This window comes from Streptomyces sp. H39-C1 (assembly GCF_027158125.1).
GTDB classification, from domain to species: Bacteria; Actinomycetota; Actinomycetes; order Streptomycetales; family Streptomycetaceae; genus Actinacidiphila; species Actinacidiphila fildesensis.
The window spans coordinates 81,475-108,423 of record NZ_JAPVLS010000010.1 but is presented as its reverse complement, the minus strand read 5'-3'; the positions used below and the strand labels follow the sequence as shown (position 1 = coordinate 108,423).

Genomic DNA, 26,949 nt, shown 5'->3' with positions numbered 1-26,949 from the left:
ATACTGTCCGGGGCTTTAGAGTTCGGTTTCCGGCCTGCCACTCGGTGGGTCGAGGAGGGGAACCGGACCGGTCCGGCTAAGCGGACTACGGTGGTCCGACACGACCCCGTACGCGACGCATATGGGGGGCGGAAACAATGGACCCACACTCCGGTCGACCAGACGATCTCGCGGTACCAGAGCCCGAGACGGGTGCCGCCGACGAGACCATGGCGCTGGCGCGCATACCGCGCCCGCCGCGCGAGCCTGCCCCCGTCTTCGGCGGGGAGACCCTGTGGCCCGAAGGGGACCCGGGTCGCCCCGGTCCCGCCCGGGTCGTCCAGGTGGTCGCCGGCGACTTCCTGCTCACCGTCAACCCGGTGGCCGGCAGCGAGGTCGCGCAGTGCCCGCCGGAGGAGCGGCGCGCTCCCGCGCGCCGCACCCCGCAGGACCGGCTGCGGCAGGCGAAGGACCGCCGCCCGCAGCTGCCCCCGGGCCCGCGTGCGCCCGAGCTGCCGCTGCTGGAGCGCGAAGAGGAACGGGAGCGGCTCGTCCGGTTGCTCGCCCGCGGCCGCTCCGTGCGGGTCACCGGCCCCTCCGGCGCCGGCCGCAGTTCGCTGCTGGACGTCGTCGCCGACGCCTGCGCCGACCTCGCGCCCGACGGGATACTGCGGCTGTCCGGCTACCGCCGCACCTCCGCCGACCTGCTGCAGGACCTCTTCTCCCTCGTCTACGAGGTCGACGGGTACCGCCCCGACCGCCCGCGGCTCCTGGAGCTGCTGAGCGACGTCGGCGCGATCGTCGTCCTGGACGACCTGGAATTCGGCGGCGCCGCGCTCGAAGAGCTGCTGAACGCCGTGCCGGAGTGCGCCTTCCTGATCACCGCGACCCCGGACGTCGCCGCCCCCGCGTCCGACTCGCTGATCGAAGAGGTCTTCCTGCCCGGCCTCACCCGCGTCGCGTGCCTGGCTCTGCTGGAGCACGTCGTGGAGCGCCCGCTCGACGAGGAGGAGGCCGCCTGGGCGGCAGACCTGTGGTTCGAGTCCGAGGGTCTGCCGCTGCGTTTCTTCCAGGCCGGTGCGCTGCTGCGGCAGCGCGACGTCCTGCGCAACCCGATCGAGGCCGAGCAGGAGTGGGACGACTCGGTCTGGACCTCGGGCTCAGGGCCCGAGGCCGACGGCCCGTTCGACGCCGAGCCCGCCGGTCGTATACCGCTGCCGTCGCTCGCCGAGAGCGCCGCGCCCGCCGAACTGCTCGCGTCCCGGCTGAGCGAGGCGGCCCAGCAGGCGCTGGACTTCGCCGTCGCGCTCGACGGCGAATGCCCGCACCCTTCGCACCTGCCCGCGCTCGTGGGCGACGCCCACGGTGACGCCGCGCTCGGCGAGATAGCCGCCTGCGGCCTCGCCGTCCCCGTCGCCTCGCACTACCGGCTCGCCGCCGGGGTGCGTCAGCAGCTGTCCGTAGGACTCTCCACGGAGGCGGAGGACACCGCCCTCGCCCTCGCCGCGGCCCAGCACTACGCCTGGTGGGCGGGCCACCCCTCGGTCGCCCCCGAGCGGGCCGCCACCGAGGCCGAGGCGATCCTCGCCGCGATGGCCGCCTGCCGCGACGCCGGACACCCCAGCAACGCCGTCCTCCTCGCCCGCACCGCGGCCCCCGCGTTCGCCGGCGCGCTGCACTGGAGCGCCTGGGAGCGGGCACTACGGATCGGGCAGGAATCGGCCCGGCTGGCCGGGGAAGTGGCCGAAGAGGCGTACTTCCATCACGAGTTGGGCGTCCTCGCACTCTGCACCGGCAGCCTCGACCGGGCCCGGGCCGAGCTGGAGGCCTCCATAGCCCTGCGCGGGGCGCTCGCCGACCGCCAGGGCACCCTGGTGGGCCGCAGGACCCTCGCGCTCGTCAACGACCGTTCCAGCGGCTCCGTGGCGCTCACGCTGCCGGGCGCCGGCCTGGAGATACCCGGCGCCGGCCCGGACTCGCACCTCGCGGCGTCCGCCGCGCCCGGCCGCGATTCCTACGAACCGCCCGTCACGGTCATCAGCAAGCGGCTCGCCGCGGGCGGCCCGCCGGCCCGCAGGACCGCACGGACCGTCTTCGGAAACTCCCGCCGCAACCTCCTCGCCGCGGGCGCGGGCGCCGCACTGGCGGCGATCATCGGCACGGTCGTCACGCTCGGCACCTCGGCGGGCAGCAGCGAGAACCGCAACGTGCCGAACAACGTGAAGCCCGTCGAGTCCGCCCAACCGGACGACCAGAACGCGGGCCTCCCCGCCGACGAGCAGACCACGGACGGCGCCACCTCCCCGAAGCCGGGCACCCCCTCGAAGGGCGCCACCGCGACCACGCAGCCCGTCACGTCCGGCGGCACGTCGTCGGTGCCGGGCAACGGCGGTCAGACGTCCTCGACGCCGGGACACACGCCGTCCACCAGGCCGGGCACGACAGGCGGCGGCTCAGGCTCGCCGACGCATACGACCACGCCGCCGACGACTCCGCCCACAACACCTCCGACCACGCCGCCCACAACACCTCCGACGACTCCGCCCACCACGCCGCCGACCACGGAACCGCAGTCCGGCGGCACTGGCGGCTAGGACGTAACGCGAAGGCCCCGGCCCCCGGACGTTCGCCCGGGTCGGGGCCCAGCGCGCCTAGCGTGATCCGCTCGTGAGCGGAACGGCCTGCGATCAGAACAGGCGGAGTTTGTCGTCCTCGATGCCGCGCATCGCGTCGTAGTCCAGGACGACGCAGCCGATGCCGCGGTCGGTGGCCAGGACGCGGGCCTGGGGCTTGATTTCCTGGGCGGCGAAGACGCCCTTCACCGGGGCGAGGTGCGGGTCGCGGTTCAGGAGTTCGAGGTAGCGGGTGAGCTGCTCGACGCCGTCGATGTCGCCGCGCCGCTTGAGCTCGACCGCGACCGTGACGCCTTCGGCGTCCCGGCAGAGGATGTCGACCGGGCCGATCGCCGTCATGTACTCGCGCCGGATCAGGGTCCAGCCCGCACCCAGTACTTCCATGCGGTCCGCGAGCAGCTCCTGGAGGTGGGCCTCGACGCCGTCCTTGATGAGGCCGGGGTCGATCCCGAGCTCGTGCGAGGAGTCGTGGAGGACCTCCTCGATGGTGATGATCAGCTGCTCACCGGCCTTGTTCACCACCGTCCAGACACCGTCGTCGCCCACCTTGAGGGTGCACGGCGGGGACATCCAGTTGAGCGGCTTGTAGGCGCGGTCATCGGCGTGGATGGAGACCGAACCGTCAGCCTTCACGAGGAGCAGACGGGTCGCCGACGGAAGGTGGGCGGAGAGCTTGCCCGCGTAGTCCACGGAGCAGCGGGCAATGACGAGGCGCATGGTGGGCAACGCTACTCGACGCCCCGCCCCGTGCGCGATTCGCCCTCAAGAGGAGGGTCCGGGCGACTGTTGAAAATTGGCCGGTTGTGGGCGCTACCTCCTGGTGCGCCAGGACCGTGCCGCCTACCGTTGTATGTGGAAGCCGTCGTGCGGGAGAAGCTCGGCCGGTTTCCGGTCCATGTCCGTCTGGCCCCGCACATCGCGGGGTCACGAGAGGAGTACCCATGTCGCTCGACGTCTCACCGGCCCTCCTCGAACAGGCCGAGCGAGGCGAGGTCGACGAGAAGGAATTCGTCGACTGCGTCCGGACCTCCCTGCCGTACGCATGGGAGATGATCAGTTCACTGGTGGCGCAACTCAAGGTTGACGGTGGTTCCTTCGCCGACAACCAGGTGCCGCCGCCGGACGAACAGGCGCGCGGTCAACTGCTGCGCGCGCTGGCGAGTGACGCGATACGCGGTGCCCTGCAGCGCCATTTCGGGGTCCGACTCGCGTTCCAGAACTGCCACCGGGTAGCGGTTTTCCCGCTCGACCCGGCCGTTGACGGGAGTTACGGGAAGTTTACATCCGTTCGCTCCCAACTGCTCAACCAGTCACCGGAGTTCAGGGACTGCTGATCCTCGTGTGACAGCGGTTCACGTGCTCCCGCCTCCGGTTCAGGCCAATTGCGGGAGCACGTCGCTGCCCAGTCGCATGACGTTCTCCTCGGTGACAGCCAGATCTCCCGAACCCTCCACCAGCAGTGCGAAGCGGGTGATCCCGGTCCGCTCGGAGGTGGCCGCCAGCCGGTCGGCGCAGAGCTGGGCCGTACCCACCGGGTGGAGATCGCAGAGCAACTCCGTGTAGCTGAGCGGGTTCCGCATCGCGCGGGCGCTGCCGTCCACGGTCTGATGGGCCGCCAGCCCGCGTTGCATCCAGCCGGGCATCGCCTTGACCAGCGCCTCGACCGCGTCCTCACGGCTGTCGGCGATCTGGACGACGCCCGCCGACACATGTTCGGCGCCGGCCGCCGCGACGACCTCGGGGGAGAGCCCCGCGGCCCGCGCCGTGAGCTGCCAGAGCTCGACCATCCCGGCCTTCTCCTCGTCGCCGCAGTGCATCCCGAGCAGCATCGGCAGACCGCGTTCCGCGGCCAGCCGGACGGAGTTGGGGGAGGTGCAGGCGACCACCACCGGGGGTCCCGGCTCGTCGAGCTCGTCGGGGCGCGGGACGACGGGCACCTCGCGGAACGCGTAGCGCGGCCCGTCCGCCCCGACCCGGGGCTCGCGCAGCCAGCGCATCAGCAGGTCGAGTGATTCCGGGAAGCCGTGCTCGAAGGCCTCGATGCCGGCGCCGAAGACCTCCAGGTCCACCCAGGGGCCGCCGCGCCCGACACCGAGGGTGAAACGGCCGCCGGAGGCTATGTGCAGCAGTGCCGCCTGCTCGCCGAGCGCCACCGGATGGGCGGTCGGCAACACGCTGACCGCCGTGCCGACCCCGATGGTGCTGGTGCGACCCAGCAGAAACGCAGCGAGCGTCACCGCGGACGGGCAGACTCCGTACGGAACGAAATGGTGCTCGGCCAGCCATACGGCGTCCAGCCCCGCGGACTCGGCCAGCTCGGCCGACCGTACGGCCCGGTGCAGCACCTCACCCTGGCCCTGGCCGGGGAACTGAGCCGCGAGAACAAAAGTCCCAACACGCATTGGTCACTCCCTCCTCTACAGGCACTAACGCTTGACACGTGCCAAAGGCACGGCCTACCGCAGCGATTTCATGATTTTCGGCAGTGGATGTCGGACAGGGCCAGGTGGGAGCGGGATCGGAGGTACGTCCGCCTCATGACCCGCCGCGTACTCTGGGACGAGCTGCCCCGATCCGACCGAACCGCGAGGTGTCCCATGTCGCCGCGTCGAAACCACCCGCGCGGTGGTGACAGCCCCGCCGACCGTCCCGGGGAGTCGGGTTCGGGCCGCGGCCCCGAGCGTACCGAGACCTGGCAGGGCGAGGAGTGGTCGGTTCGGCCGATCGCCGGAAGTGCCGCGGGCAAGAGCTACCGGTGCCCGGGCTGCGACCAGGAGATTCCGCCCGCCGTCGGCCACTTGGTGGCCTGGCCGGAGTACGGCGGGGGCGTCGACGACCGCCGGCACTGGCACCGGGCGTGCTGGAACGCGAAAGACCGCCGCACCACGAGGGTGCAGCGGTCCCGTAACGCACCGCGCTACTGAAAAAAGCGCTGTCAGACGTCGCGCTTGGCCAGTACCGCGTAGGCGCCGCCCAGGGCGATCGCCGTGATGATCGCCAGCAGCCCGAGGCCGGGCCAGCCGGTACTGGTGCCGCCGTCCATCGGGATCCGGTACATGGACGCGAGCCCGTTGAGCGCCGAGTACTTGATCAGGAAGTCGCGCAGCGAGTGCATGCTCTCGGCGAACATGAAGAGCGCGAGGATCAGCGGCAGCAGCACCACGCCCATCATGGCCGTGATCGCGCCCGCCGAGTGCCGCAGCAGGGTGCCGATCGCCAGCGAGAGCAGACCGAGCAGCGCCACGAACAGACCGGCGCCGACGGTGGCGCCCAGCCACTGGCCGCCGTGGGCGACGACCTTGCCGGCCTCGATCGAATCCCGCATCACCGAGTCCTCGTAGGCGGAGGACGGGACCTTCTGGTCCGACAGGGCCGCGGAGTTGATGAGCGCGGTGATCCCGCAGGCCGCAGTCGTCGTCACGAACGACAGGCCGAAGAAGACGATCGCCTTGGCCGTGAGCACCCGGGACCGGCTCGGGCAGGCGGTGAACGTCGTACGGATCATGCCGGTGCTGTACTCGGAGGTCACCACCAGGACGCCGAGGGTGATCACCGCGAGCTGGCCGAGCATCAGCCCGAACAGGCCGCCGCTGAGCAGCGGCGCCCCGACGTAGTCGCTGTGGGTCATCGCCAGGGTCACCAGCATGCCGATGCCGATGACGACGGCGAGCATCACGCTGAGCGTCCACACCGTGGAGCGCACCGTGCGGATCTTCGTCCACTCGGACTTCAGCGCGTGCGCGAGCGTGGTGTTCTGCACCGGGATCGGCGACGTGTACTGCTGGGCGTACGCGTAGGGAGCGCCGGGGGCGGGGACGGGGGCGGTCATCGGGCGTCCTCGCTGTCGGACTTGTTGAGGCTGGGAGCGGTGGGCGGCACCACGGGGGGCGCGGCGGGAGCGGCGGGAGCGGCCGGGGGAGCCGGCGCGGCCGGGGCGGCAGGCGCGACCGGCGGCTGCGCGGGCACGGCGGTGGTCGCCGCGTACGGCTGCGGCGGCGGTCCCGCCGGCTGCTGCCCGTACGGCTGCGCGTAGGGCTGGGCGGGCTGCGCCGACGGCTGGGTGTAGAGCTGCTGCTGGGCCTGCTGCGTGGGCGGATGACCCCAGCCGGCGGGCGCCTGCTGCTGGTAACCGGCCGGCGGGTAGCCGCCCTGCGGGTACTGCCCCTGCGGCGGGTAACCGGCCTGCTGGTACCCCTGCTGCGGGTGCGGGGCGGGCTGCTGCAGCCCCTGGCGCAGGTCCTCCGTGGAGCGGTAGTCCACCGCGCCGCTGGTCATCCGCATGTACGCCTCTTCCAGCGAGGCCTGGTGCGGCGACAGTTCCCAGAGGCGTACGTCGATCTCGTGCGCGAGGTCGCTGATCCGCGGCAGCTCCAGGCCGGTGACGCGCAGGGCGCCGTCCTGCTCGGGCTGCACGAGGCCGCCGGCCTCGCTGAGTGCCTTCGACAGCTTCTCGCGCATCCCGGCGTCGTCAGGGGTGCGGACCGTGGCGTGCGCGGTCGAGTTGCGGGCGATGAAGTCCTTGACGCTCATGTCGGCGAGCAGCTGCCCGCGGCCGATCACGATCAAGTGGTCGGCGGTCAGCGCCATCTCGCTCATCAGGTGGCTCGACACGAAGACCGTGCGGCCCTCGGCGGCGAGCTTCCGCATGAGGTTGCGGACCCAGAGGATGCCCTCGGGGTCCAGGCCGTTCACCGGTTCGTCGAAGAGCAGCACCTCGGGGTCGCCGAGCAGGGCGCCCGCTATGCCGAGCCGCTGGCCCATGCCGAGCGAGAAGCCCTTGGAGCGGCGCGACGCGACGTCCTGCAGCCCCACGACGCCCAGCACTTCGTCCACCCGGCGGGCCGGGATGCCGGACAGCTGCGCCAGGCACAGCAGGTGCTGGCGCGCGCTGCGGCCGCCGTGCACGGCCTTGGCGTCGAGGAGCGCACCGACCCTGCGGGGGGCGTTGGTCAGCTGCCGGTACGGCTGGCCGCCGATGGTGACACGGCCGGCCGACGGGTCGTCCAGGCCCAGGATCATCCGCATGGTGGTGGACTTGCCCGAACCGTTCGGTCCGAGGAAGCCGGTCACGGCGCCCGATCGGACCTGGAACGACAGGTTGTACACAGCCGTCTTGGCGCCATAGCGCTTGGTGAGGCCCGTTGCCTCGATCATGCTTGCCCCTCGCCTTCAACCGGGGCACGTGCCCCCGTGAGGTTTAGGAGGCTACAGGGGCCCGAACGGTTCCAGCAGGGGTGCACTTCCGGTACCCGTGCCGGTACCGCTCACGCGTCACGGTTCTTGAGAATCAGATATCCGCCGAGCAGCGCGGCCACCACCCATGCCGCCATGATCGCGAATCCGGCCCAGGGGCCGTACGGCGCGGCGTTGTCGCCCACCTGCACCACGGTGGTGATCTGGCGGCCTGCCTGGTCGGGGAAGTACTTCGCCACCGTCTTCACCTTCGGCACCGCCGACAGGATCGGCGAGACGAGGAAGAAGAACGGCATCAGGATGCCCAGCCCGAGCATCGGGCTGCGCAGCATCGTGGCGACGCCCACGCAGAACAGCACCAGGAGCGTCATGTAGAGGCCGGTGCCGATCACCGCGCGCAGGACGCCGGGGTCGCCGATCGACGCTTTGTGGCTGCCGAGCAGCGACTGGCCGAGGAAGAACGAGATGAAACTGGTGGCCATGCCGACCACCAGGGCGAGCGCTCCGGCGACGGCGACCTTGGAGAAGTAGAACGAGGCACGCTGCGGGACCGCCGCGAGCGAGGTACGGATCATGCCCGAGCTGTACTCGCTCGCGATCACCAGGACACCGAAGACGACCAGTGCGAGCTGGCCGAGCAGAATCCCGGCGAAGCTGGTGCCCGTGGGGTCGAAGGTGAGCTTCTCCTCTGCGGAGAAGGTCTTGAACTGGCTGTTCACCACTGCGCAGATGATCGCGCTGAAGGCGACGGTGACGAGGAACGCCAGCGCCAGCGTCCACACCGTGGACCGTACCGTCCTGATCTTGGTCCATTCCGACTGCAGGACCGCGCCGGGAGCCGCCATGGTCAGGACTCCTTTCCGGTGCTGGGGGTGCTGTCCTTGCCGCCGGACCAGCCGGCGCCCCACTGCGGGGCGGCGCCGTCCGTGACGGGTACCGCACCGGCCGGGTCGCCGGCGAGGTGCCCGCCCGCGTGGTATTCCACCGAGTCGGCGGTGAGCTGCATGAACGCTTCCTCCAGTGAGGCCCGCTGCGGGCTCAGCTCGTGCAGGGTCAGCTGGTGCTTCGCGGCCAGCTCGCCGATCCGCGCGGGATCGCCGCCCTCGATCTCGAAGGAGCCGTCGCCGGTGACCACCGGGGTGATCTGCGCGGCGGCCAGCGCGTCCCGCAGCCGTTCCGGATCAGGGGTCCTGACCCGGACGTACGAGCGGGAGTTCATCGCGATGAAGTCGGCCATCGAGGTGTCCGCGAGCAGCCGGCCCTGGCCGATGACGACCAGGTGCTCGGCGGTCAGCGCCATCTCGCTCATCAGGTGGCTGGAGACGAAGACCGTACGCCCCTGGGCGGCCAGATCCTTCATCAGATTGCGGATCCAGTGGATGCCCTCGGGGTCGAGCCCGTTGACCGGCTCGTCGAACATCAGGATCTCGGGGTCACCGAGCAGGGCGCCCGCGATGCCGAGCCGCTGGCCCATCCCCAGGGAGAAGCCCTTGGACCGCTTCTGGGCGACCGAGGACAGGCCAACGGTCTCCAGCACCTCGGCGACCCGGGTGGCCGGAATGCGGTTGGACTGCGCGAGGCACAGCAGGTGGTTGTACGCGGTGCGGCCGCCGTGGATGGCCTTCGCGTCCAGGAGGGCGCCGATGTACTTGAACGGCTCGTTCAGGGCCCGGTAGTGCTTTCCGTCGATGCGCACATCACCCGCGGTCGGGTTGTCCAGGTCCAGCATCATGCGCATGGTCGTGGACTTGCCCGCGCCGTTCGGCCCGAGGAAGCCGGTCACCACGCCGGGGCGCACGGTGAACGTGAGGTGGTCGACAGCGGTCTTGTCCCCGTACCGCTTGGTGAGCCCCTGCAGTTCAATCATTGTCCCAACGTAATGTCCGCCCGGACGCCCGTCACGCCAAAAACCCCCATCCGAGGAGGACGGGGGCTTCTGGTGATGGGGGATCAGCGGGAGGGGTGTGCCCGCTTTTGTGGTGTTACCTGCTCTGCTGTGCCGGGACGCCGCGGGAGATCGGCTCCTCGTCGGCCGGGCCGGTGGCCGCGGCCACCGCCGCACCGGTGAGGGTGGCCAGCATCTCGCGGACGTTGGTCAGCTGGGCGTTGATGCTGTCGCGGCGGTTGGTCAGCGCCGCCAGCTCGCGCTCGGACTCGCTGCGGATCCGGTCGGCCTTCGCGTTCGCGTCCGCGACGATGTCCTCGGACTGGCGCTGGGCCGTCTCCACCGTCTGGCGGGCGCGGCGCTCGGCGTCGGTACGGAGCTTCTCGGCCTCGAGGCGGAGCTGCTCGGCGCGGTGCTCGATCTCCGCCAGGCGCTTCTCGGCCTTGGCCTGACGCGACGCCAGGTCACGCTCGGACTGCTCGCGGCGCTTGGCCAGGTTCGTCTCGAAGTCGGCTGCGGCCTGGGCGGCCTTGGCACGGGTCTCCTCGAAGAGGGCGTCGGCCTCCTCGCGCTTGGCCTGGGCGTCCTTCTGGGCCTCGCCACGCAGCTGCGTGGAGTCGGACTTCGCCTTGTCGACGATCCGGGCGCCCTCGTCCTCGGCCTTGGACTTGCGGTCCGCGGCGAAGGTCTCGGCGTCGTTGCGCACCTGGTTGGCGGCGGACTCCGCGAGCTCGCGGTGCTGCTCGGCCGCGCGGCGGGCCTCCTCACGAAGGTCCTTCGCCTCCTCCTCGGCGAGGCGGAGGATCTTCTCGACGCGGGCGCCGAGGCCGGCGTACGACGGCTCCGCGTCGTTGACCTGCGCCTGCGCGTTCTGGGTCTCGAGGTGTAGCTCCTCGATGCGCTTCTCCAGCGCGGTGATCCGGGTCAGTGCGCTATCACGGTCGGCGACGAGCTTGGTGATGCGGTCGTCCACCTGACCGCGGTCATATCCGCGCCGAACGAGTTCGAAGCCGAAGGGGGAGGAGGTGTCACTCATGGGGTTCCTGTCAATTCAGACCGGGTGAGGTGATAGAGGGAATCCTAGGGGCCCGGACGGCGTGTCACCGAGCCATTGCCTATTAGGTATGGAGAATGTCCGCTCAATCGAGTGGAGCATCGTCGTTGCGCTTGCCCCCCGAACGGGTGGTTCCGGCCCCCGCACCGGCGGTCACCGCGTTCTTCCCGGCTCCAGGGGTCTCGAATGACTCCAACGCCTCCAGGACGTCCTGGACACGGGAGATCTCGGCATTGATGTCCTGTCGGCGGCGCACCAGGATCTCCAACTCGCGCTTCCCCTCGGTGACCGTACGCTCCGCCTCGGCACGGGCCTCCCCCTTGATCCGCTCGGCATCCCGCTCCGCGTCGGCCTTCTTCTGCTCGGCCTCCTTGAGCAGCCCCTCGGCCTTCTTCACGGCGGCGATCCGTACCTTGCTCGCCTCGGACGAGGCCATGGACTTGAGCTCCTCGGCCTTCGCCTCGGCCTCGGTGAGCTGCTCGGTGGCGGCCGCGACCAGCTTGTCGACCCGCTCGCCGGCTGTCCGCATCTGCTCGGAGGACTCCTTGCGGGCCCGCTCGTGCAGCTCCTCGACCTCGGTCTCGACGCGGTTGCGCAGTTCCTCGGTGCGTTCTCTTATCGACGTGGCGTCCCGGCGCGCCTCGCCGAGCAGGGTGTCCGCGTCCGTACGGGCCCGCTCGACCAGTCCGTTGCACTCCAGCGTCGCCTCGGCGAAGATCCGTTCGGCCTCGGTGCGGGCGGCACCGACCATCGTGTCGGACTGCTCCTCGGCGGCGGCGCCGATCCGAAGCGCCTCGGCCTGCGCCTTGGCGATCAGCTCGTCCGCCTGCTCGGCGGCCTCGCTGCGGCGGCGGTTGGCGTCCTCGCGGGCCTCGTCGCGGATCCGGTCGGCCTCCGCGCGGGTCGCCTCCGACTCGCGCTCGGCGGTGTCCAGGGCGTCCTTGGCCAGGATGCCGAGACGTTCGGCCTCCTCGCGGGCCTTCGTGATCAGCTGGTCGGCCTGGCCGGCAGCGTCGGTACGGCGGCGGTTGGCGTCGTCACGGGACTCCGTGCGCAGCCGCTCGGACTCGTCGATCGCCTCGGAAACGGTGCGTTCCGCCAGCGACTTGGCGGCGTCCGTCTCCTCCTTGGCGTCGCGGCGGACCCGCGCGGCGTCCTCGGCGGCCCGCTCCCGTTCGGAGTTGGCGTCCGCGTGCAGCCGGTCGGCCTCGCCCTGGGCCTCGGTACGCAGCCGGTCGGCGGCGTGCTCGGCGGCGGAGCGCAGTCCGGCGATCTCCTCGGCAGCCTGCTCGTGCAGATGCGCGACGGCGTCACGGACCTGCTGAGCGGTCTGCTCGGCGGCGGCGACCAGTTCGGTGGCACGCGATTCGGCCTCGGCGACCAGCCGGTCGGCCTCGACCCCGGCCTCCTGGACCCGGGTTCGGGCCGACGCGAGCAGCTCCTCGCTCTCGCGGCGGGCCTGGGCCCGCTCCTGATCGGCCTCGCCGCGCGCGGCCGCGAGCAGTTCCTCGGCCTCGCGGCGGCGGCGGGCCGCCTCCTCCTGGGCGGCGGCCAGCGCCTCGCCGGCCTCGGTGCCGGTCCGCTCGGCGGCCGCGGCGGCCTCCGAGCGCAGCCGGTCCGCGGTCTCCTGCGCCTCGGTGCGCAGCTGTTCGGCCTCGGTCGCGGCGTCGGTACGCAGCCGCACCGCGATCGTCTCGGCCTCGGCGCGGGTCTGCGACGCGTCGGCCGCGGCCTCGTCACGCAGCCGTACCGTTTCGGCCTCGGCCTGCTCCTGCAGGACCCGGACCCGCTCCGCTGTCTCGTTCCGCAGCCGTTCCGCCTCGTCGGCGGCCTCGCGGCGCAGCCGTTCGGCCTCGCCACGGGCGTCGCGCAGCGCCTGCTCGGCGGTGGTGACGCGCTGCTCGGCCTCCTCGCGCAGCCGCACCAGGTCCGCCTCGGCGTCGGCACGCAGCCGCAGCGCGGTCTGCTCGGCCTCGCCGCGCTGCCGCAGCGCGTCGGCCTCGGCGTCGTCCTTGACCTGGCCGGCCTGCTGCTCGGCCTCGCCGCGCAGCGCGTCGGCCTCGGCGCGGGCCCGCTCCAGGGCCTCCTCGGCCTTCTTGTTCAGTGCGGAGGCACGCTCGGTGGACTCGGCCCGCATCCGGTCGGACTCGGCGGACGCGCCCTGGCGCATCTCGTCGCCGTCCGCCTTCGCCTTGGCCAGCAGGCCCTCGGCGGTCCTGGCGGCCTCCTCGATCTGCTGGACGGCCTCACGGCGGGCCTCACCGCGGATCCGCTCGCCCTCGGCGACCGCGTCGGCCCGCAGCTGCTCGGCCTCGCCGCGCAGCCTGCGCGCCTCCTCCTGCAGCTCGACGGTCTTGGCCCGGTACTCCTCGGTGTCGTCCTGCGCGGCGCCGCGCAGCTCCTGAGCGGACGCCTCGGCCTGGCCGCGCAGCCGCTCGGCCTCCGCCTCGGCCTCGCCGCGGATGCGCTCGGCCTCCTCGGCGGCCGCCCGGGTGGTGGCCCGGGCGTCCTGGGACGCCGTCGTCAGCACCTCCTCGGCGCTCCTGGCCGCCTGGGCCAGCTGCGCCGCGGCGTCCTCGGACGCGGCGGACCGCGCGGTCTCCTGGGCCTCGGCCCTGACCCGCTCCGCCTCGGCGACCGCGTCGGCCCGGACCTGCTCGGCCTCGGCCTTGGCGGCCTCCGACTCCTTGGTCGCCTCCGTCACCATGCGGGCGATCTCGGCGCGGGCGGTACGGGTGCGCTGCTCGTTCTCGGCCTCGGCGGTGGACAGCCGCTTCGAGGCGGCCGTGTTGGCCTCCTCGCGCAGCCGGTCGGCCTCCGCGCGGGCCTCGCGCAGCGAATCGTCCGCCTCGCGCATCCGCTCCTGGGCGAGCCGGGTGAGCTCGGTGGCCTCCTGGCGGGCCGCGTCGGACTCGCTGAGGGTGGAGGTGCGCAGCTGCTCGGCCTGGCTGCTGGCTTCCTGCGCCTGGTTGGAGGCCGCGTTCAGCAGCCGTTCCGCATCGGTCCTGGCCCGCCGCAGCAGCTGCTCGGCCTCGGACTTCGCGGACTCCGCCTCTGCGGTGAGCCGCTCGCGGGTCTGCTCGGCGATCCGGGTCGCCTCGGCGCGGGCGGCGGCGAGCGCCGCCTCGGACTCGGCGCGGGTCTCGTCCAGCAGCCGGCGGGCCTGGGACTCGCTGCGGGCCCGCAGCTGCTCGGCCCAGGCCACGTTCTCGTTGACGTGGGTCTCGACGGTGGCCCGGCGCTCGCCCAGCTCCTCGTCGAGCTGACGGCGCCGGGCGACGGCCTCGGCATGCCATTCGGCCTCGAAGCGGGACTGCCGCTCGGCCTGTTCCTGCAGCAGGCGCTGGGTGGCGGCGCGCGCCTCGCGCAGCTCGCGCTCCGCGTCGGTGCGCAGCTGGTCCGCCTGGATCTGGGCGTTGCGCAGCAGCTGGTCGGCCTGGTGGCCGATGTTGTCGTAGGCCGGGCGGGCGGCGAGATTGCGGCGTGCCTCGTGAAGTTTGGCGCGCAGAACCTCGACCTGGTAGCCCAGGTCGTCGGCGTGCTCGACGGCCTTACCCCGCTCGGTGCGAAGCCGCTCCATCTCAGCTTCGAACAGCGAGAGGTGATCGTCGGCCTCGTAGCGGTCGTTGCCCCGCACTCCGCGGTCCCATCCGTCCCCTGGCGTTCTCACCCGCCAACCGGGTGAGACTCTCCGGAGCCCTGTTCGCACAGAGCCCTACGGAGAAGTGTGTCTGATCCACGCCGTGGAGCGGGCCGGTACCCCACGCCCACCCGTCGGCTGGGCCACTCTACCGGCCCAAGGGGGGCTGGGGTCAGTGGTCCTTGGCGGCGGTGACCAGCTCGGTGAGGACACCATGGCAGTCCTTGGGGTGCAGGAACGTGATCCGTGACCCCATGGAGCCGATTCGCGGCTCTTCGTAGAGCACCCGGACGCCCTTCCCCGCGATGTCCGCGGCGTCGCCGTCCACGTCCGCGGTGCCGAAGGCGATGTGGTGCACGCCCTCGCCGTTCTTTGCCAGCCATTTGCCGACCGCGGAGTCCTCGCGGGTCGGTTCCAGGAGCTGGAGGTAGGAGGCGCCGCCGTCGGAGGTCTCGTTGATCTTGAGCATGGCCTCCCGTACGCCCTGCTCCTCGTTCACCTCGGAGTGGTGGACCTCGAAGCCGTACGTGGCGCGGTAGAACTCGACGGTGGCGTCGAGATCGAAGCACGCGATACCGATGTGGTCGATGCGAGTCAGCATGGGAACAGTGCACCGCTACCTGACCCGGTAACGCAACGTGCGCGCGATCACACGTTCCGCCCGATGACCGCGCGCTTACCGCTCAGTACATTGACGGTAACCCTCGTTAACTTCTCTCTTCCTCTGCTGAAGGGGCCGCACCATGAGCCAGCCACGTACGTCCGTGATCGTCGCAGGTGCCAGAACTCCCATGGGAAGGCTGCTCGGATCCTTGCGATCCTTTAGCGGCGCCGACCTCGGGGGCGTCGCGATCAAGGCGGCGCTGGACCGCGCGGGGATCGGCGGCGACCAGGTGCAGTACGTCATCATGGGCCAGGTGCTGCAGGCCGGCGCCGGCCAGATCCCGGCCCGCCAGGCCGCCGTCAAGGGCGGCATCCCGATGAACGTCCCGGCCCTGACGATCAACAAGGTCTGCCTGTCCGGCCTCGACGCGATCGCCCTCGCCGACCAGCTGATCCGCGCCGGCGAGTTCGACATCGTCGTCGCCGGCGGCCAGGAGTCGATGACCAACGCCCCGCACCTGCTGCCGAAGTCCCGTGAGGGCTACAAGTACGGCGCGATCGAGATGCTCGACGCGATGGCGTACGACGGCCTCACCGACGCCTTCGAGAACATTCCGATGGGGGAGTCGACCGAGAAGCACAACACCCGCCTCGGCATCGGGCGTGCGGCCCAGGACGAGATCGCGGCCCAGTCCCACCAGCGCGCCGCCGCCGCGCAGAAGAACGGCCTGTTCGAGGCCGAGATCACCCCCGTCGAGATCCCGCAGCGCAAGGGCGAGCCGGTGATCTTCAGCCAGGACGAGGGCATCCGCGCCGAGACCACCACGGAATCGCTCGCCAAGCTCCGCCCCGCCTTCGCCAAGGACGGCACGATCACCGCCGGCACCTCCTCACAGATCTCCGACGGCGCCGCCGCGGTGGTCGTCATGAGCAAGGCGAAGGCCGAGGAGCTGGGCCTGGAGTGGATCGCCGAGATCGGCGCGCACGGCAACGTCGCGGGCCCGGACAACTCGCTGCAGTCCCAGCCCTCCAACGCCATCGCGCACGCGCTGGCCAAGGACGGTCTGACCGTGCAGGATCTGGACCTGATCGAGATCAACGAGGCGTTCGCCGCGGTCGCCGTGCAGTCGATGAAGGACCTCGGCGTGACACCTGAAAAGGTGAACGTCAACGGCGGTGCGATCGCCCTGGGTCACCCGATCGGGATGTCCGGGGCGCGGGTCGTCCTGCACCTCGCGCTGGAGCTCAAGCGGCGCGGCGGCGGAACGGGTGCCGCCGCGCTCTGCGGCGGAGGCGGCCAGGGCGACGCCCTGATCATCCGCGTCCCCGGCAAGTAGTAACGAGAGACGGAGCACTGATGGTGGACGTCGCCACGCTGGTCGAGCAGGCGCGGGAGGGCAGGCCGCGGGCCGTGGCCCGGCTGATCTCGCTGGTGGAGGGGGCGTCCCCGCAGCTCCGGGAGGTGATGGCCGCGCTCGCGCCGCTGTCCGGCGGCGCGTACGTGGTCGGCCTGACGGGCTCGCCGGGCGTGGGCAAGTCCACCTCGACATCCGCGCTGGTCACCGCGTACCGCAAGCGCGGCAAGCGGGTCGGGGTGCTGGCGGTGGACCCGTCCTCGCCGTTCTCCGGCGGCGCGCTGCTCGGTGACCGGGTGCGGATGTCGGAGCACGCCTCCGACCCCGGCGTCTACATCCGCTCGATGGCGACCCGGGGCCACCTCGGGGGCCTCGCCTGGTCGGCGCCGCAGGCGATCCGGGTGCTCGACGCGGCCGGCTGCGAGGTGATCCTCGTCGAGACGGTGGGTGTCGGGCAGTCCGAGGTGGAGATCGCCGCCCAGGCGGACACCTGCGTGGTGCTGCTGGCGCCGGGCATGGGCGACGGGATCCAGGCCGCGAAGGCCGGGATCCTGGAGATCGGCGACGTCTACGTGGTCAACAAGGCCGACCGGGACGGCGCCGACTCCACCGCGCGTGAGCTGAACCACATGCTCGGGCTGGGCGAGTCACGCGGCCCGGGGGACTGGCGGCCGCCGATCGTCAAGACCGTCGCGGCCCGCAGCGAGGGCATCGACGAGGTCGTCGAGGCCCTGGAGAAGCACCGCGCCTGGATGGAAGAGCACGGCGTCCTGGACGCCCGCCGCCGGCGCCGTGCCGCCAACGAGGTGGAGAACATCGCCGTCACCGCCCTGCGCGAGCGAATCGGCGACCTGCACGGCGACCAGCGGCTCGACGCCCTGGCGGAACGGATCATCACGGGCCACCTGGATCCCTACACCGCGGCGGACGAACTGATCGAGAGCGTCACGCAGGCGTAGGCTCCCGCCGCCACCTCAGCGGGGCAGTGACGCGAGAGCCCGGCCCCGCCCGCAAACCCAGCCCGCCTCGGGCAGGAAATCAACTGCGGCCGCGCGCCGAACGCAAGTGCTCCGCGATCGGCAGCAGCGCCTTGTGCAGCGCCGCCAGGTCCGCCGCCGGCAGCAGTCCGATGAAGTTCTCCCGGACCGACGCCACGTGATGCGGCGCGACCTTCCGCATCGTGTCCCAGCCGAGCTCCGTGAGCACGGCGTACAGCCCGCGCCGGTCGGACTCGCAGTTCTCCCGGCGGACCAGGCCGGTGCTCTCCATCCGGGTGACCTGGTGGGAGAGCCGGCTCTTGGACTGGAGAGTGACGCGTGCGAGATCGCTCATCCGCATGCGCCGGTCGTCGGACTCCGAGAGGTTGACCAGGATCTCGTAGTCGTTGTTGGTGAGGCCGAACGGCTGCAGGTCACGCTCCAGCTGGTGCATCAGCAGTCGGCTGACGTCGAGATGTGTGCGCCAGGCGCGCTGCTCGTCCTCGGTGAGCCACTTGGTGCCGTTCTCAGTCTCCATGTGAAGATTCTACATGTAGTTGAAAACCGTACGAACGGCCCCCGTAGTCAACCGGTCACAGCCCGAAGCGCCGCTGCAGATCGCCCAGCTGACCGGGCAGCCGCGGCACCTGTCCCTGCTGGCCGCCCGGCGCCCCCGGCACGCCCGCGCCCGGCACGCCGGGCCCGGCGGAGGCCGGCACGCCGCCGGTCGCCGTCTCCGGCATCAGGACCTCGGTGGACTGCAGCAGCACCTGACCGGCCCCGACGAACTCGAACTGGTGCTCCTCGCCCGACGTCCCGCCGATCCCGGTCAGCGCCCGCAGGCCGCCCAGGACGCCGCGCATGTAGCCGTGGTCGTAGTGATGGCAGGGGGAGGGGCAGTCCGCCCAGCCGACCAGCGCCTGCGGGTCCACCCGGATCGGCGGCTCCACGAAGTGCACGGCCCCGTTCGAGGCGGCGACGAACTTGCCGGTCCCGATCAAGGTGAGGAAGCCGGGGATGATCGACTGCTTGAGCGCCAGGCCCGGCTGGAAGGCCAGCAGGTTGCCCGACCGGATGGTCAGGTTGCCGTTCTCCAGGTCGAACGAGTTGACGTCGTACGCCCGGTCCGCGAGCAGCAGCTTGCCCTGGCCCTCGGCGACCACCCAGTCCGCGGCGTGCAGCGGCGAGTGGAAGTTGGTGGCGACCAGCCGGTCGAGCCGGCCGTGGCCGATGCCGTGGAAGTCGATCTGCCCGTAATAGGCGATCATCTTCCCCTTCTGCAGGAACCACTGCCCCTTGAGCTCGACGCTGAACGCGTACGGGTTGACGTTGTCGTCCACCGGCAGCGTGTGCGGATCATGAATGACGGGCCCACCGGCCATCGCGGTCACAGCTTGTCCTCCGACGCCTGTACGTACACCGTGCCCTGGCCCGACAGTTCCAGCTGGAACGCCTCGCCCGAGCCCCGTCCGACCATGTCCCGCCAGCCCAGTGCCGTGGACAGCTTGTTGCGTACGTCGCCGCGGTGCGCGACGTACGCCTGCGGGTCGACGTGCACCGGGCCCTGGTGGGTGATCGGCAGCTCGATGACGCCGCCGTGCGCCATGACGGCTACCGAGCCCTTGCCCTGCAGCGTGGTGGTGAACAGCCCCTGGCCGGTGACCTGGCCGCGGATCACGCCCATGACGCCGCCCTGCGAGCCCATGAACATCGTGGACTGCTGCAGCGTGCCGTCGAAGGCCAGCAGCCGGTCCGCCTCGACGTAGAGCGTCTCGCCGCTCAGGTCGATGGTGTGGATGTGGTGGCCGCCGTGCCCGAACATCACCGAGCCCTGGCCCTCGACGGTCATCAGCGGCGTCGCCTCGTTGGCGACCCGCCGGCCGATCATCGAGGCGATACCGCCCTGGCCGCCCTGGATGTTCGGCGTGAACGACACCTCGCCGCGGTAGGCGAGCATCGCGCCGCGCTGGCTGAACAGCCGCTGGCCGGGCAGGATCTGCGCCTCGACCATCTTGGAATTGATCTTGGTGAACGGCACTAGAGCTGTCCCCCGATCGTGTTGCGCTCGCTGGGCTGCACGTAGACCAGCCCCTCGCCCTCGAAACGGATCTGGAAACTCTCCCCGGATCCCTCGCCCATCACCGTCCGCCAGCTGATGCCGGTCTGGAAGTGCTGCTGCAGATTGCCGGTGTGCGCCACGTACGCGCCCGGGTCGACCTGCAGCGGCATGCCCGCCGAGACCCGCAGCACGATCGCCGGACCGTCCGAGGTGATCGCGGCCTGGCCGACGCCCTCGACGGTCGTGGTGAACAGGCCGTTGCCCTGGCTCGCGCCGCGCAGCCCGGTGAAGGTGGTGCCGGTGCGCAGCCCGGGGTCGGTCGCCAGCAGGTTGCTGGCCTCGACGTAGAGCTTCTCCCCGTTCAGCCGCACCAGGTTGATCTCGCTCGCACGGTCGGCGAAGTAGCACGTGCCGTGCCCCTTCACCTCCATGACCTCCATGGATTCGCCGGTGAGCCGGCGGGTCACCATGCCGCGGATCCCCTCACCGCCCCCGGACATCTTTTTGAACGCCATCTGGCCGTCGTAGGCCACCATCGCGCCGTTCTTCGCCTTGACGGCGTCGCCGGTCATCTCCACGGCGAGTACTTTGCTGCCCTGCAATCGGAACATGGCCACGGTCAGACGCTATCCGTCCGTGCGGGAGCCGTCACCGGAATCGGGCGAACAGGCGCTTCCCCGGCTGCCACCTCGACCTCCAGCAGTGATGCGCCACGGCGCTCGGCCTCGAACGCCTCGACGCCGCCGCGCAGCCCGAACAGCCGCTTGGACAGCGCGATCCACAGCACCGCCAGCACGTTGAGGGTCAGCGTCGCGATCTTGACCCAGCTGACCTTCTCGGTCAGTTCGTAGACCTCCAGCGGCAGGAACGCGGCGGTCGCGACGACCGTCAGGTACTCCGCCCAGCGCTTGCCCCACCAGAGCCCGAACGCCTCGACGATCTCGATGAGCGCGTACACGAGCAGCGCGACGGCGACGATCACCAGCGTCGAGTGCTTGTAGTCGAAGGTCTTGCGGATGGTGTCGATGACCGGGGAGTGCTCCAGGTCGTAGTGGAAGTGCTTGGCGACCGGGCCGAAGACCGAGAGCTGATCCTCGAAGAGCTTGCGGACGGAGTCCTGGGAGTTGCTGAACTGCCACACCGCCCACGCGGCGAGCACGATGAAGACGCCGCGCACCAGCCGCTCGGCCGCCAGGAAGCGCAGGATGAACAGATCGCGCAGCGCCCGCCCGCGCGGTACCTCGGGTGCCTGGTCGGCCGGCCCCGAGCCGTGCGGCTCGCCCAGTGCGAAGTCACCGCAGCGCAGACAGCGCCAGACCTCGCCGACGGACGTGGTGGCGTGCAGCCGCTCGCGCAGATGGCGCTCGTCCGGCGCGTAGGTGATGTGGCCCCGGCGCGAGCAGTGGCGCCGGTCCCAGTCGAACTTCATCGGTCCCGTTCCCCCGGTTGTCGTCGTCCGTCGGTGTCTTTCACGTGTTCTACGTGGAGGGGGACGCTATCGCCCTCCCTCCGGTTCTCGACCCCCGGGGCGGGCCCAGGGGAGGAGGCGGCGATAAATGGACCGCCTTGTGATCACATTCACAGAGCATCCGGAGGATGCCCAGGCCTCTAGGCCGGGGAGGAATCCGGCTTCCTGCGTAGCGGGGCGGGGAGAACCGATTCGCCGGCGGGTGGATCGGCGGGAGTGGCCAGGGCGACCCCGGCAGGTGCGGGATGTCGGAGTTGATGGACAGCCGGTCGATACGTGTGCGATCGGTCACTCGTTCGTGTGATCGTCGGGGAATCCGAGCAGAGAAGCGAAAAACGCGACCCTACGGTCGCGTCATGACGACAACGGCCGCCGCCGACGGCGCCGGGCACGCCCGGTGCACCTACCGGCTTCGCGTGTCGTCCACCGCGCTCGCCGCGCTGTCGGGCGAGTGGGACCGGTGCCGGTGGATCTGGAACGAGTGCGCGGCCCGGTCCAAGAAGGCATACCGGGACCAGGAGAAGTGTGGTCCGGCCCGGCTCGACGCGATGCTGACCGAGGCCCGCAGCCGTCAGGAATGGCTGCGCGAGGGCAGCAGCGTTCCGCAGCAGCAGATCATCCGGGATTTTGCCAGGTCCCGCGCCAAAGCACTCAAGGACATCAAGGCCCGGTTGCCGGTCAAGCAGCGCGCGGGGATGCCCCGGTACAAGAAGAAGGCCCTGGCCGACCCGACCCTCAACTACACCCAGCGCGGTTTCCGGTTGAAGGACGGACGCCTGCACCTCGCGGGGGGTATTTCGCTGACGGTGGTGTGGTCGCGGGACTTGCCCGCCGACCCCACGAGCGTGCGTATCCACCGCGACAGCATCGGGCACTGGTACGCCTCCTTCGTCGTCAAGACACAAGCGCAGCCGCTCCCCGCGACCGGCGCCGCGCTCGGCATCGACTGGGGCGTGAAGGAAACCGCGACCACCACCAGCGACGACCACGACCTCCCCCATCCCGGGCACGGCAAGAAGGCCGCCGGGAAGCTCGCCGGATATCAGCGGATGATGGCCCGCCGCAAGCCCAAGCGCGGGCAGGCCGCTTCGAAGGGATACCGGAAGGCGAAGCGGCAGGCCGCGATCACGCACAAGAAGATCGCCCGGCAGCGACAGGACACTGCCCGCAAGTGGGCCAAGCGTGCCGTGACGGATTTCGATCAGCTCGCGGTGGAGGACTTCCGGCCGAAGTTCCTCGCCAAATCCACCATGGCCCGCAAAGCGGCCGACGCGGCGATCTCCGCCACCAAGCACGAACTGATCAACATGGCGCGCAAACACCAGCGCATCCTGCATCTGGTGCACCCCGCGCACACCACCATGGACTGCGGACACTGCGGAGCGAGAACCAAGCACGCACTCCCGCTGTCGGAACGTACCTACACTTGCACCGCGTGCGGAGCCGTCTCCCCCCGAGATAAGAACTCCGCCCGCGTGATGCTCGTCCGGGCTGGTCTCATCCCGGCTGGCGTTGATCGTGGAAGACCTGATAGCCCGCCGGGCCGCCAGGCAACGTGAGCCAGGAATCCCCCTCCTTGGGAGGGGGAGGATGTCAAAAGAACCGCCCCCGTCGATGATGAGGAATCCGTGGACATCAAGACCGCCTCCGCCCTGCGCCGGCTCCGCCTGGTCTCCGCCCCCGAGGCGGTCTCCTTCCTCCTGCTGCTGCTCTGCTCGATCCTGAAGCGCACCACCGACTTCAACGCCGTCCCGGTCATGGGCATGGTGCACGGGGTGCTGTTCGTCCTCTACGTCGTCCTCTGGGCCCTGGCCTGGTACCGGGCCAAGTGGACGCTGGGCCGCGGCGCGCTCTACGCGGTGCTGTCCGTGCTCCCCACCGGCGGTTTCTTCGCCGAGCGCATGCTGCGCCGCGAGGCCGAGTCGGAGATCATCGCCGCCCGTGCCCGCCAGGAAGGCGTCGTCGCGTGATCGTCGCCTTCTCGGTCTCCCCGCTGGGCGTCGGCGAGGACGTGGGCGAGTACGTCGCCGACGCCGTCCGCGTCGTGCGGGAGTCCGGTCTCCCGAACCGCACCGATGCGATGTTCACCTCCATCGAGGGTGAGTGGGACGAGGTGATGGACGTCGTCAAGCGCGCCGTCGCCGCCGTCGAGGCCCGCGCGCCGCGCGTCTCCCTCGTGCTCAAGGCCGACATCCGGCCCGGCGTGACGGACGGGATGACGTCGAAGGTCGAGACCGTCGAGCGGTTCCTCGCTCCCGCCGCGGATTCCGCCGCGGCCCCCGCCGCCGGGAGCTGACGGACGCCGCTACCCCCCGCCGGTGGCGAGGGTGAGGCCGAGCGGGGTCCTTTCGTACAGCACCCGGTGGCCGTCGCGGTGCGAGGTGAGCAGGCCCGCGTCGCGCAGCACGGACAGATGCGCGGAGACCGACGACAGCGCGAGGTCGTGACGGCGGGCGAGCGCGCTGGTGGTCGCGGGCGCGTCCAGGTTGGTGAGGATCGCCGCCCGGTTGGGACCCAGCAGCCGGATCAGCGGCTCGGCGGGCGCGGGGCCCGGCACGGTCCACAGGGTGGCGGTGCCGCGCGCCGGATAGACCATCGTGGCCTGCCAGGGCGGGTCGAAGCCGCTCACCACGTCCGGCCGGACGAAGACGCTCGGCACCAGCAGCAGCCCTTCGCCGCCCAGCGTCCTGACGTGGTCGGTCCGCTGGTCCACCGTGAGCGTGCCGTCCGACCAGCTCACCTTCGGGTGCAGATCGGCGAAGAGCCGCTCCGGGCCGCCGTCGGCCAGCCGGCGCGAGTGGAAGGCCACATCGGCCTCCAGCACGGCGCGCATCCGGGGCCAGAACGGGGCGAGGAGCGTGTCCCAGACCCGGGCCATCAGCTCCGCGAGCTCGTCCACCGTCCGCGCCGGGTCGTCGAGCAGCGCCCGGGCCCGTTCGTCGGCGGCGGCACCCGGGATCACCGCCAGCGCCCTGGCCAGGTCCGCGTGGGCCACGGCCGGGTCGGTGCCGCGGACCCGGGCCAGCTCCTCGTCTATCGTGGCGAAGACCCCGTCGGGCGGCGGGCACAGGAAATCCGGGTTGTGGCCGCGCCGCGGCATCACCAGCTCGAAGGGGCTGAGATCGAGCCCACGGGCCACCGACCGGACCTGTCGCAGCCACGGCAGGTGGTACCCCTGGCGCGCGGGTGTCCGGAGGGTACGGATCGCCTCCTGGGTCTCCCAGAGCGGTGAGATCGCGAACCGGGAGGACAGCACATCGTCGGCCGTGAAGTGCATGTGGAACGGCATGACGTCTCCCAAGTTTCGTTTTCAGCCGAAACAGTAGAAGCCATGTCCCGATGTCCGCCAGGCTGCGTCCATGACAACGGAAAACTCAGACTCGGGACTTCAGAAAAGTGACGAGCCGACGTGCGACGGGACAGCGGGGACGACGGCCGATCCCGTCGAGCCGCAGCCCGTCGGATATCGCACGGTGTTCGCGGTCCGTGAGTTCCGGCCGATCTTCGCCGCCCACGTACTGTCCATGTTCGGCAGCTTCTTCGCCGAGGTCGCACTGGCGGTACTGGTGTTCCAACGCACCGGGTCCCCGTTGCTGACGTCTCTGATCTTCGCGCTCGGCATGCTGCCGTACGCGCTCAGCGGGGTGCTGCTCTCGGGGGTCTCCGACCGGTACCCTGCCCGCCGGGTGCTCGTGACGTGCGACCTGCTCTGCGCGGCCTGCGTCGGCGTCCTCGCGCTGCCGTTCACGCCGCTGGCGCTGCTGTTCCTGCTGCGGGCGGTCCTTGCGATGATCACGCCGCTCTTCCAGGGGACGCGGGCCGCGAGCCTCGCGGACATCCTGGAGGGCGATGTGTACGTCCTGGGCCGTTCGCTGCTGAGGATCGTCTCGCAGAGCGCGCAGATCATCGGGTTCGGGATCGGCGGCCTGGTGCTGGTGGTGCTGTCGCCGCGCGCCGCGCTCACCGTGGCCGTGGGGACCTTCCTCTGCTCGGCCGCGCTGCTGCGCTTCGGCACCCTGGACCGGCCGGCGCGGGTCACCGGCAGCGGCTCGATGATGCGGCAGTCGCTGCTCGGCGCCCGCGAGTTGCTGAGCCACCGCAGGATCCGGGCGCTGCTGCTGTGGTGGTGGGTGCCGCCGATGTTCTTCGCGGTGGCCGAGGGGCTGGCGACACCGTTCGCCGCCGCGGCCGGCGCCGGTTCCGCCGGGGTCGGTCTGCTGCTGGCGGCGATGCCGGCCGGAACGGTGATCAGCGAGCTGGCGGCCGGCACGCTGCTGTCACCGGCCGCGCGCACCTGGATCGCGATGCCGCTCGCCGGCCTGGCCCTGGTGCCGATGGTGCTGTTCGCCTTCCACCCGCCGCTGCCGGTGGCCATCGGCATCATGCTGGTGGTGGGGCTGTGTTCCGCCTACGCGCTCGGGATGGACAAGTGGTTCGTCGAGGCGGTGCCGGAGGAGATGCGCGGCCAGGCGATGTCGTTGCTGGGCGCGGGCATGATGACGCTCCAGGGCCTCGGCATGACGATCGGCGGCGCGATCGCCGAGGTCGCCCCGCCGTACGCCGTGATCGCCGGCGCCGGGAGTCTCGGTCTGGTGAGCACGCTGCTGGTGCTGCGCTCCGTGGCGGCGACCGGCCGCGGTGTGGTGGAGGCGGTCTGAGGCAGGAGATTCCTTTGCCGCTGGTCGACGCGCGTAACACCTCCCGGGCACCGGCCGGTTCCGGCCGGCCGGCGCCGTACGGTTCAGCGCCGCGCCAGGTACGCGTTCATCGCCCGGTGCAGGGTCTTGTTGACCGCGCCCTGGAGCGGCAGCTCCCACTCGCCGAGCGTCTCCACCGCCTCGCCGCCGGTACCGAGCTTCCAGCGCAACAGTCCGAACGAGCGCGCGTCCGGGTCCAGGCTGTCCGGTACGCCCCGCATGTCGTACACGGACGCGCCCAGCACGTGCGCGTCGCAGAGCATCCGCCACTGCAGCGCGTTGCTCGGCCGCACCTCGCGGCGGTGATCGGCGGAGGCGCCCGTCTGGTACCAGACGCGGGACCCGTCCGGTGAGACGAGCAGGGTGTGCGCGGCGAGGATCTCGCCGCCGTGGCGGGCGGTGTAGAGCCGCATGGCGCCCGGCCGTTCCGCGTTCAGCACCTCGTACTGGCGCCGGTAGTAGGCCAGGTCGCGCCCCAGCCGGAAGCCGTCGCGCCGCTCCGTGACGCCCAGCAGCTCATGGAAGGCCGCCATCTCCTCCAGGCCCCCGACGGCGGTCTCCACCCCCGCTTTGGCTGCCTTCTTGACGTTCCGCCGCCATTCCTGGTTCAGCCCGGTCCACAGGTCGTCGAGGCCGCGGCCGGCCAGCGGTATCTCGAAGATCAGCCGGGGCTGGGCGTCCCCGTTGGCGCCGTCCTCGCCGCCGCGCCGCCAGCCCGCCTCGCGCAGCCGGTCGGCGACCGCGGCGCCCAGCGGGTCCACCAGGTCCGGCAGGACGTCGCCCATCCGGCGGCCGGGCGCCACCGCCTCCTTGAGGGTGCGCGCCGACCACCGCCGGTACGGCAGCGGCGGCCCCATCCGTACGGCGAAGGCGCCGGTGCCGCGCAGATGGTCCAGAAGCGGCTCCAGCAGGCGGTCCAGGTTCGGGTCGGACCAGTCCAGCACCGGGCCCTCCGGGAGGTACGCGAACGATCTCCGGGTGCCGGGCAGCTGCCGGTACAGCACCAGTGCCGAGCCGACCATCGCCCCGGTGTCGTCGAACCAGCCCAGACTCTCGGCCGACCAGCCCGGTTTGACCCGGGCCCAGGAGGGGCTCTGCAGGAAACTGACCGAGCGCGGGCCGCGCCGCCGCACGAACGCCAGGTGTTCGTCCTCCGGGACGGGACGCAGTCGCAGTCGTGGCGCCGGGCCGGGGAGGGCGTTGCGGGCGGCGTCCTGGTGGGTGGTCATCGTCAAGGTCGTCCTCCGCGGTGCGGTGGGCCTGGTGGCCCGCTCACCTCTCTCACGCCCCACAGGACCGCTATGTGACAGAGATGTTCGCGACAGCGCGCACCGGTTTCCCAAGCGGCCCCGGGACGGGCAGACTTCGGCGTCTGCGCGGCCGACGGCCGCGACCGGCCGGGGAGC

Annotated in this window: 25 protein-coding genes; 9 read left to right on the top strand and 16 right to left on the bottom strand. The window is 71.3% G+C overall.

The genetic code is table 11. From position 1 onward, the window contains the following. Positions 1–137 precede the first annotated feature (137 nt). Positions 138–2,573: an ATP-binding protein gene (locus O3W51_RS09385; protein WP_269285139.1), complete on the top strand. Its 2,436-nt coding sequence runs from the start codon at positions 138–140 to the stop codon at positions 2,571–2,573. 93 nt (positions 2,574–2,666) lie between these two features. Here the strand turns inward: O3W51_RS09385 and nucS are convergent, their stop codons facing one another. Further along, on the bottom strand, positions 2,667–3,329 hold the full coding sequence (gene nucS, locus O3W51_RS09380; protein ID WP_198357678.1) for an endonuclease NucS: 663 nt from the start codon (positions 3,327–3,329) through the stop codon (positions 2,667–2,669). 224 nt (positions 3,330–3,553) lie between these two features. On the opposite strand from nucS, the gene O3W51_RS09375 reads away from it, so the two are divergent. Next, entirely contained in the window at positions 3,554–3,946 is a 393-nt protein-coding gene (locus tag O3W51_RS09375; RefSeq protein ID WP_138357354.1) for an SCO5389 family protein, read from the top strand. A gap of 39 nt (positions 3,947–3,985) precedes the next feature. On the opposite strand, the gene O3W51_RS09370 is transcribed toward O3W51_RS09375, so the two are convergent. Next, on the bottom strand, positions 3,986–5,014 hold the full coding sequence (locus tag O3W51_RS09370; RefSeq protein WP_269285135.1) for an LLM class flavin-dependent oxidoreductase: 1,029 nt from the start codon (positions 5,012–5,014) through the stop codon (positions 3,986–3,988). Positions 5,015–5,209: 195 nt separating this feature from the next. On the opposite strand from O3W51_RS09370, the gene O3W51_RS09365 reads away from it, so the two are divergent. After that, entirely contained in the window at positions 5,210–5,536 is a 327-nt protein-coding gene (locus O3W51_RS09365) for an ATP/GTP-binding protein (RefSeq protein ID WP_138357356.1), read from the top strand. Positions 5,537–5,547: 11 nt separating this feature from the next. Here O3W51_RS09365 and O3W51_RS09360 read toward each other — a convergent pair whose 3' ends face one another. From O3W51_RS09360 to mce, 7 genes are all read right to left on the bottom strand, one after another. Then, positions 5,548–6,441 carry an ABC transporter permease subunit gene (locus O3W51_RS09360; protein ID WP_138357357.1) on the bottom strand — a complete coding sequence of 298 codons (894 nt, stop codon included), beginning with the start codon at positions 6,439–6,441 and terminating at the stop codon, positions 5,548–5,550. Further along, complete coding sequence (locus O3W51_RS09355; RefSeq protein WP_269285132.1) at positions 6,438–7,766, bottom strand: ABC transporter ATP-binding protein; 1,329 nt, start codon at positions 7,764–7,766, stop codon at positions 6,438–6,440. Before O3W51_RS09355 ends, O3W51_RS09360 begins: the two co-directional genes overlap by 4 nt. Positions 7,767–7,876: 110 nt before the next feature. Further along, positions 7,877–8,650, bottom strand: coding sequence for an ABC transporter permease (locus tag O3W51_RS09350; protein ID WP_138357151.1), 774 nt, complete (start codon positions 8,648–8,650; stop codon positions 7,877–7,879). A gap of 2 nt (positions 8,651–8,652) precedes the next feature. After that, a complete protein-coding gene (locus tag O3W51_RS09345; protein WP_269285129.1) occupies positions 8,653–9,672 on the bottom strand; it encodes an ABC transporter ATP-binding protein in 1,020 nt (339 codons plus the stop codon). A gap of 115 nt (positions 9,673–9,787) precedes the next feature. Next, positions 9,788–10,726: a cellulose-binding protein gene (locus tag O3W51_RS09340; RefSeq protein ID WP_138357149.1), complete on the bottom strand. Its 939-nt coding sequence runs from the start codon at positions 10,724–10,726 to the stop codon at positions 9,788–9,790. A gap of 103 nt (positions 10,727–10,829) precedes the next feature. Continuing rightward, a complete protein-coding gene (gene scy / locus O3W51_RS09335; RefSeq protein WP_443048259.1) occupies positions 10,830–14,381 on the bottom strand; it encodes a polarized growth protein Scy in 3,552 nt (1,183 codons plus the stop codon). Between the two features lie 175 nt (positions 14,382–14,556). Then, the gene (mce, locus tag O3W51_RS09330; protein WP_138357147.1) at positions 14,557–14,985 is read right to left on the bottom strand and encodes a methylmalonyl-CoA epimerase; all 429 of its coding nucleotides are present in this window, start codon (positions 14,983–14,985) and stop codon (positions 14,557–14,559) included. A 163-nt stretch (positions 14,986–15,148) separates the two neighbouring features. On the opposite strand from mce, the gene O3W51_RS09325 reads away from it, so the two are divergent. Both O3W51_RS09325 and meaB read left to right on the top strand, forming a co-directional pair. Continuing rightward, positions 15,149–16,324 (top strand): acetyl-CoA C-acetyltransferase, encoded by a 1,176-nt coding sequence (locus O3W51_RS09325; protein WP_198357703.1) that lies wholly within the window; start codon positions 15,149–15,151, stop codon positions 16,322–16,324. Between the two features lie 20 nt (positions 16,325–16,344). Further along, positions 16,345–17,301 carry a methylmalonyl Co-A mutase-associated GTPase MeaB gene (gene meaB, locus O3W51_RS09320; RefSeq protein ID WP_138357146.1) on the top strand — a complete coding sequence of 319 codons (957 nt, stop codon included), beginning with the start codon at positions 16,345–16,347 and terminating at the stop codon, positions 17,299–17,301. A gap of 79 nt (positions 17,302–17,380) precedes the next feature. Here meaB and O3W51_RS09315 read toward each other — a convergent pair whose 3' ends face one another. Genes O3W51_RS09315 through O3W51_RS09295 form a run of 5 tightly spaced genes read right to left on the bottom strand, consistent with a single transcriptional unit; the run spans position 17,381 to position 20,807 of the window. Then, complete coding sequence (locus O3W51_RS09315) at positions 17,381–17,857, bottom strand: MarR family winged helix-turn-helix transcriptional regulator (RefSeq protein ID WP_138357145.1); 477 nt, start codon at positions 17,855–17,857, stop codon at positions 17,381–17,383. 55 nt (positions 17,858–17,912) lie between these two features. Continuing rightward, on the bottom strand, positions 17,913–18,701 hold the full coding sequence (locus O3W51_RS09310; protein WP_138357156.1) for an AIM24 family protein: 789 nt from the start codon (positions 18,699–18,701) through the stop codon (positions 17,913–17,915). 5 nt (positions 18,702–18,706) lie between these two features. Beyond that, entirely contained in the window at positions 18,707–19,357 is a 651-nt protein-coding gene (locus O3W51_RS09305; RefSeq protein WP_138357144.1) for an AIM24 family protein, read from the bottom strand. Further along, positions 19,357–19,995, bottom strand: coding sequence for an AIM24 family protein (locus tag O3W51_RS09300; protein WP_138357143.1), 639 nt, complete (start codon positions 19,993–19,995; stop codon positions 19,357–19,359). The genes O3W51_RS09305 and O3W51_RS09300 overlap by 1 nt, the downstream gene beginning before the upstream one ends. A gap of 2 nt (positions 19,996–19,997) precedes the next feature. After that, entirely contained in the window at positions 19,998–20,807 is an 810-nt protein-coding gene (locus tag O3W51_RS09295; protein WP_198357680.1) for a DUF2127 domain-containing protein, read from the bottom strand. Between the two features lie 395 nt (positions 20,808–21,202). On the opposite strand from O3W51_RS09295, the gene O3W51_RS09290 reads away from it, so the two are divergent. From O3W51_RS09290 to O3W51_RS09280, 3 genes are all read left to right on the top strand, one after another. After that, complete coding sequence (locus tag O3W51_RS09290) at positions 21,203–22,405, top strand: RNA-guided endonuclease InsQ/TnpB family protein (protein WP_198357681.1); 1,203 nt, start codon at positions 21,203–21,205, stop codon at positions 22,403–22,405. Positions 22,406–22,474: 69 nt separating this feature from the next. Then, positions 22,475–22,816: a DUF3817 domain-containing protein gene (locus tag O3W51_RS09285; RefSeq protein WP_138357140.1), complete on the top strand. Its 342-nt coding sequence runs from the start codon at positions 22,475–22,477 to the stop codon at positions 22,814–22,816. Continuing rightward, positions 22,813–23,142: an MTH1187 family thiamine-binding protein gene (locus O3W51_RS09280; RefSeq protein WP_138357139.1), complete on the top strand. Its 330-nt coding sequence runs from the start codon at positions 22,813–22,815 to the stop codon at positions 23,140–23,142. The genes O3W51_RS09285 and O3W51_RS09280 overlap by 4 nt, the downstream gene beginning before the upstream one ends. 9 nt (positions 23,143–23,151) lie before the next feature. Here O3W51_RS09280 and O3W51_RS09275 read toward each other — a convergent pair whose 3' ends face one another. Continuing rightward, positions 23,152–24,135, bottom strand: a complete 984-nt coding sequence (locus O3W51_RS09275; RefSeq protein WP_138357138.1) for an ArsR/SmtB family transcription factor — start codon at positions 24,133–24,135, stop codon at positions 23,152–23,154. 70 nt (positions 24,136–24,205) lie between these two features. Between O3W51_RS09275 and O3W51_RS09270 the strand changes: the two genes are divergently transcribed. Beyond that, positions 24,206–25,504: an MFS transporter gene (locus O3W51_RS09270; RefSeq protein WP_138357137.1), complete on the top strand. Its 1,299-nt coding sequence runs from the start codon at positions 24,206–24,208 to the stop codon at positions 25,502–25,504. Between the two features lie 83 nt (positions 25,505–25,587). On the opposite strand, the gene O3W51_RS09265 is transcribed toward O3W51_RS09270, so the two are convergent. Continuing rightward, complete coding sequence (locus tag O3W51_RS09265; protein WP_138357136.1) at positions 25,588–26,772, bottom strand: lipid II:glycine glycyltransferase FemX; 1,185 nt, start codon at positions 26,770–26,772, stop codon at positions 25,588–25,590. Positions 26,773–26,949: the final 177 nt, after the last annotated feature.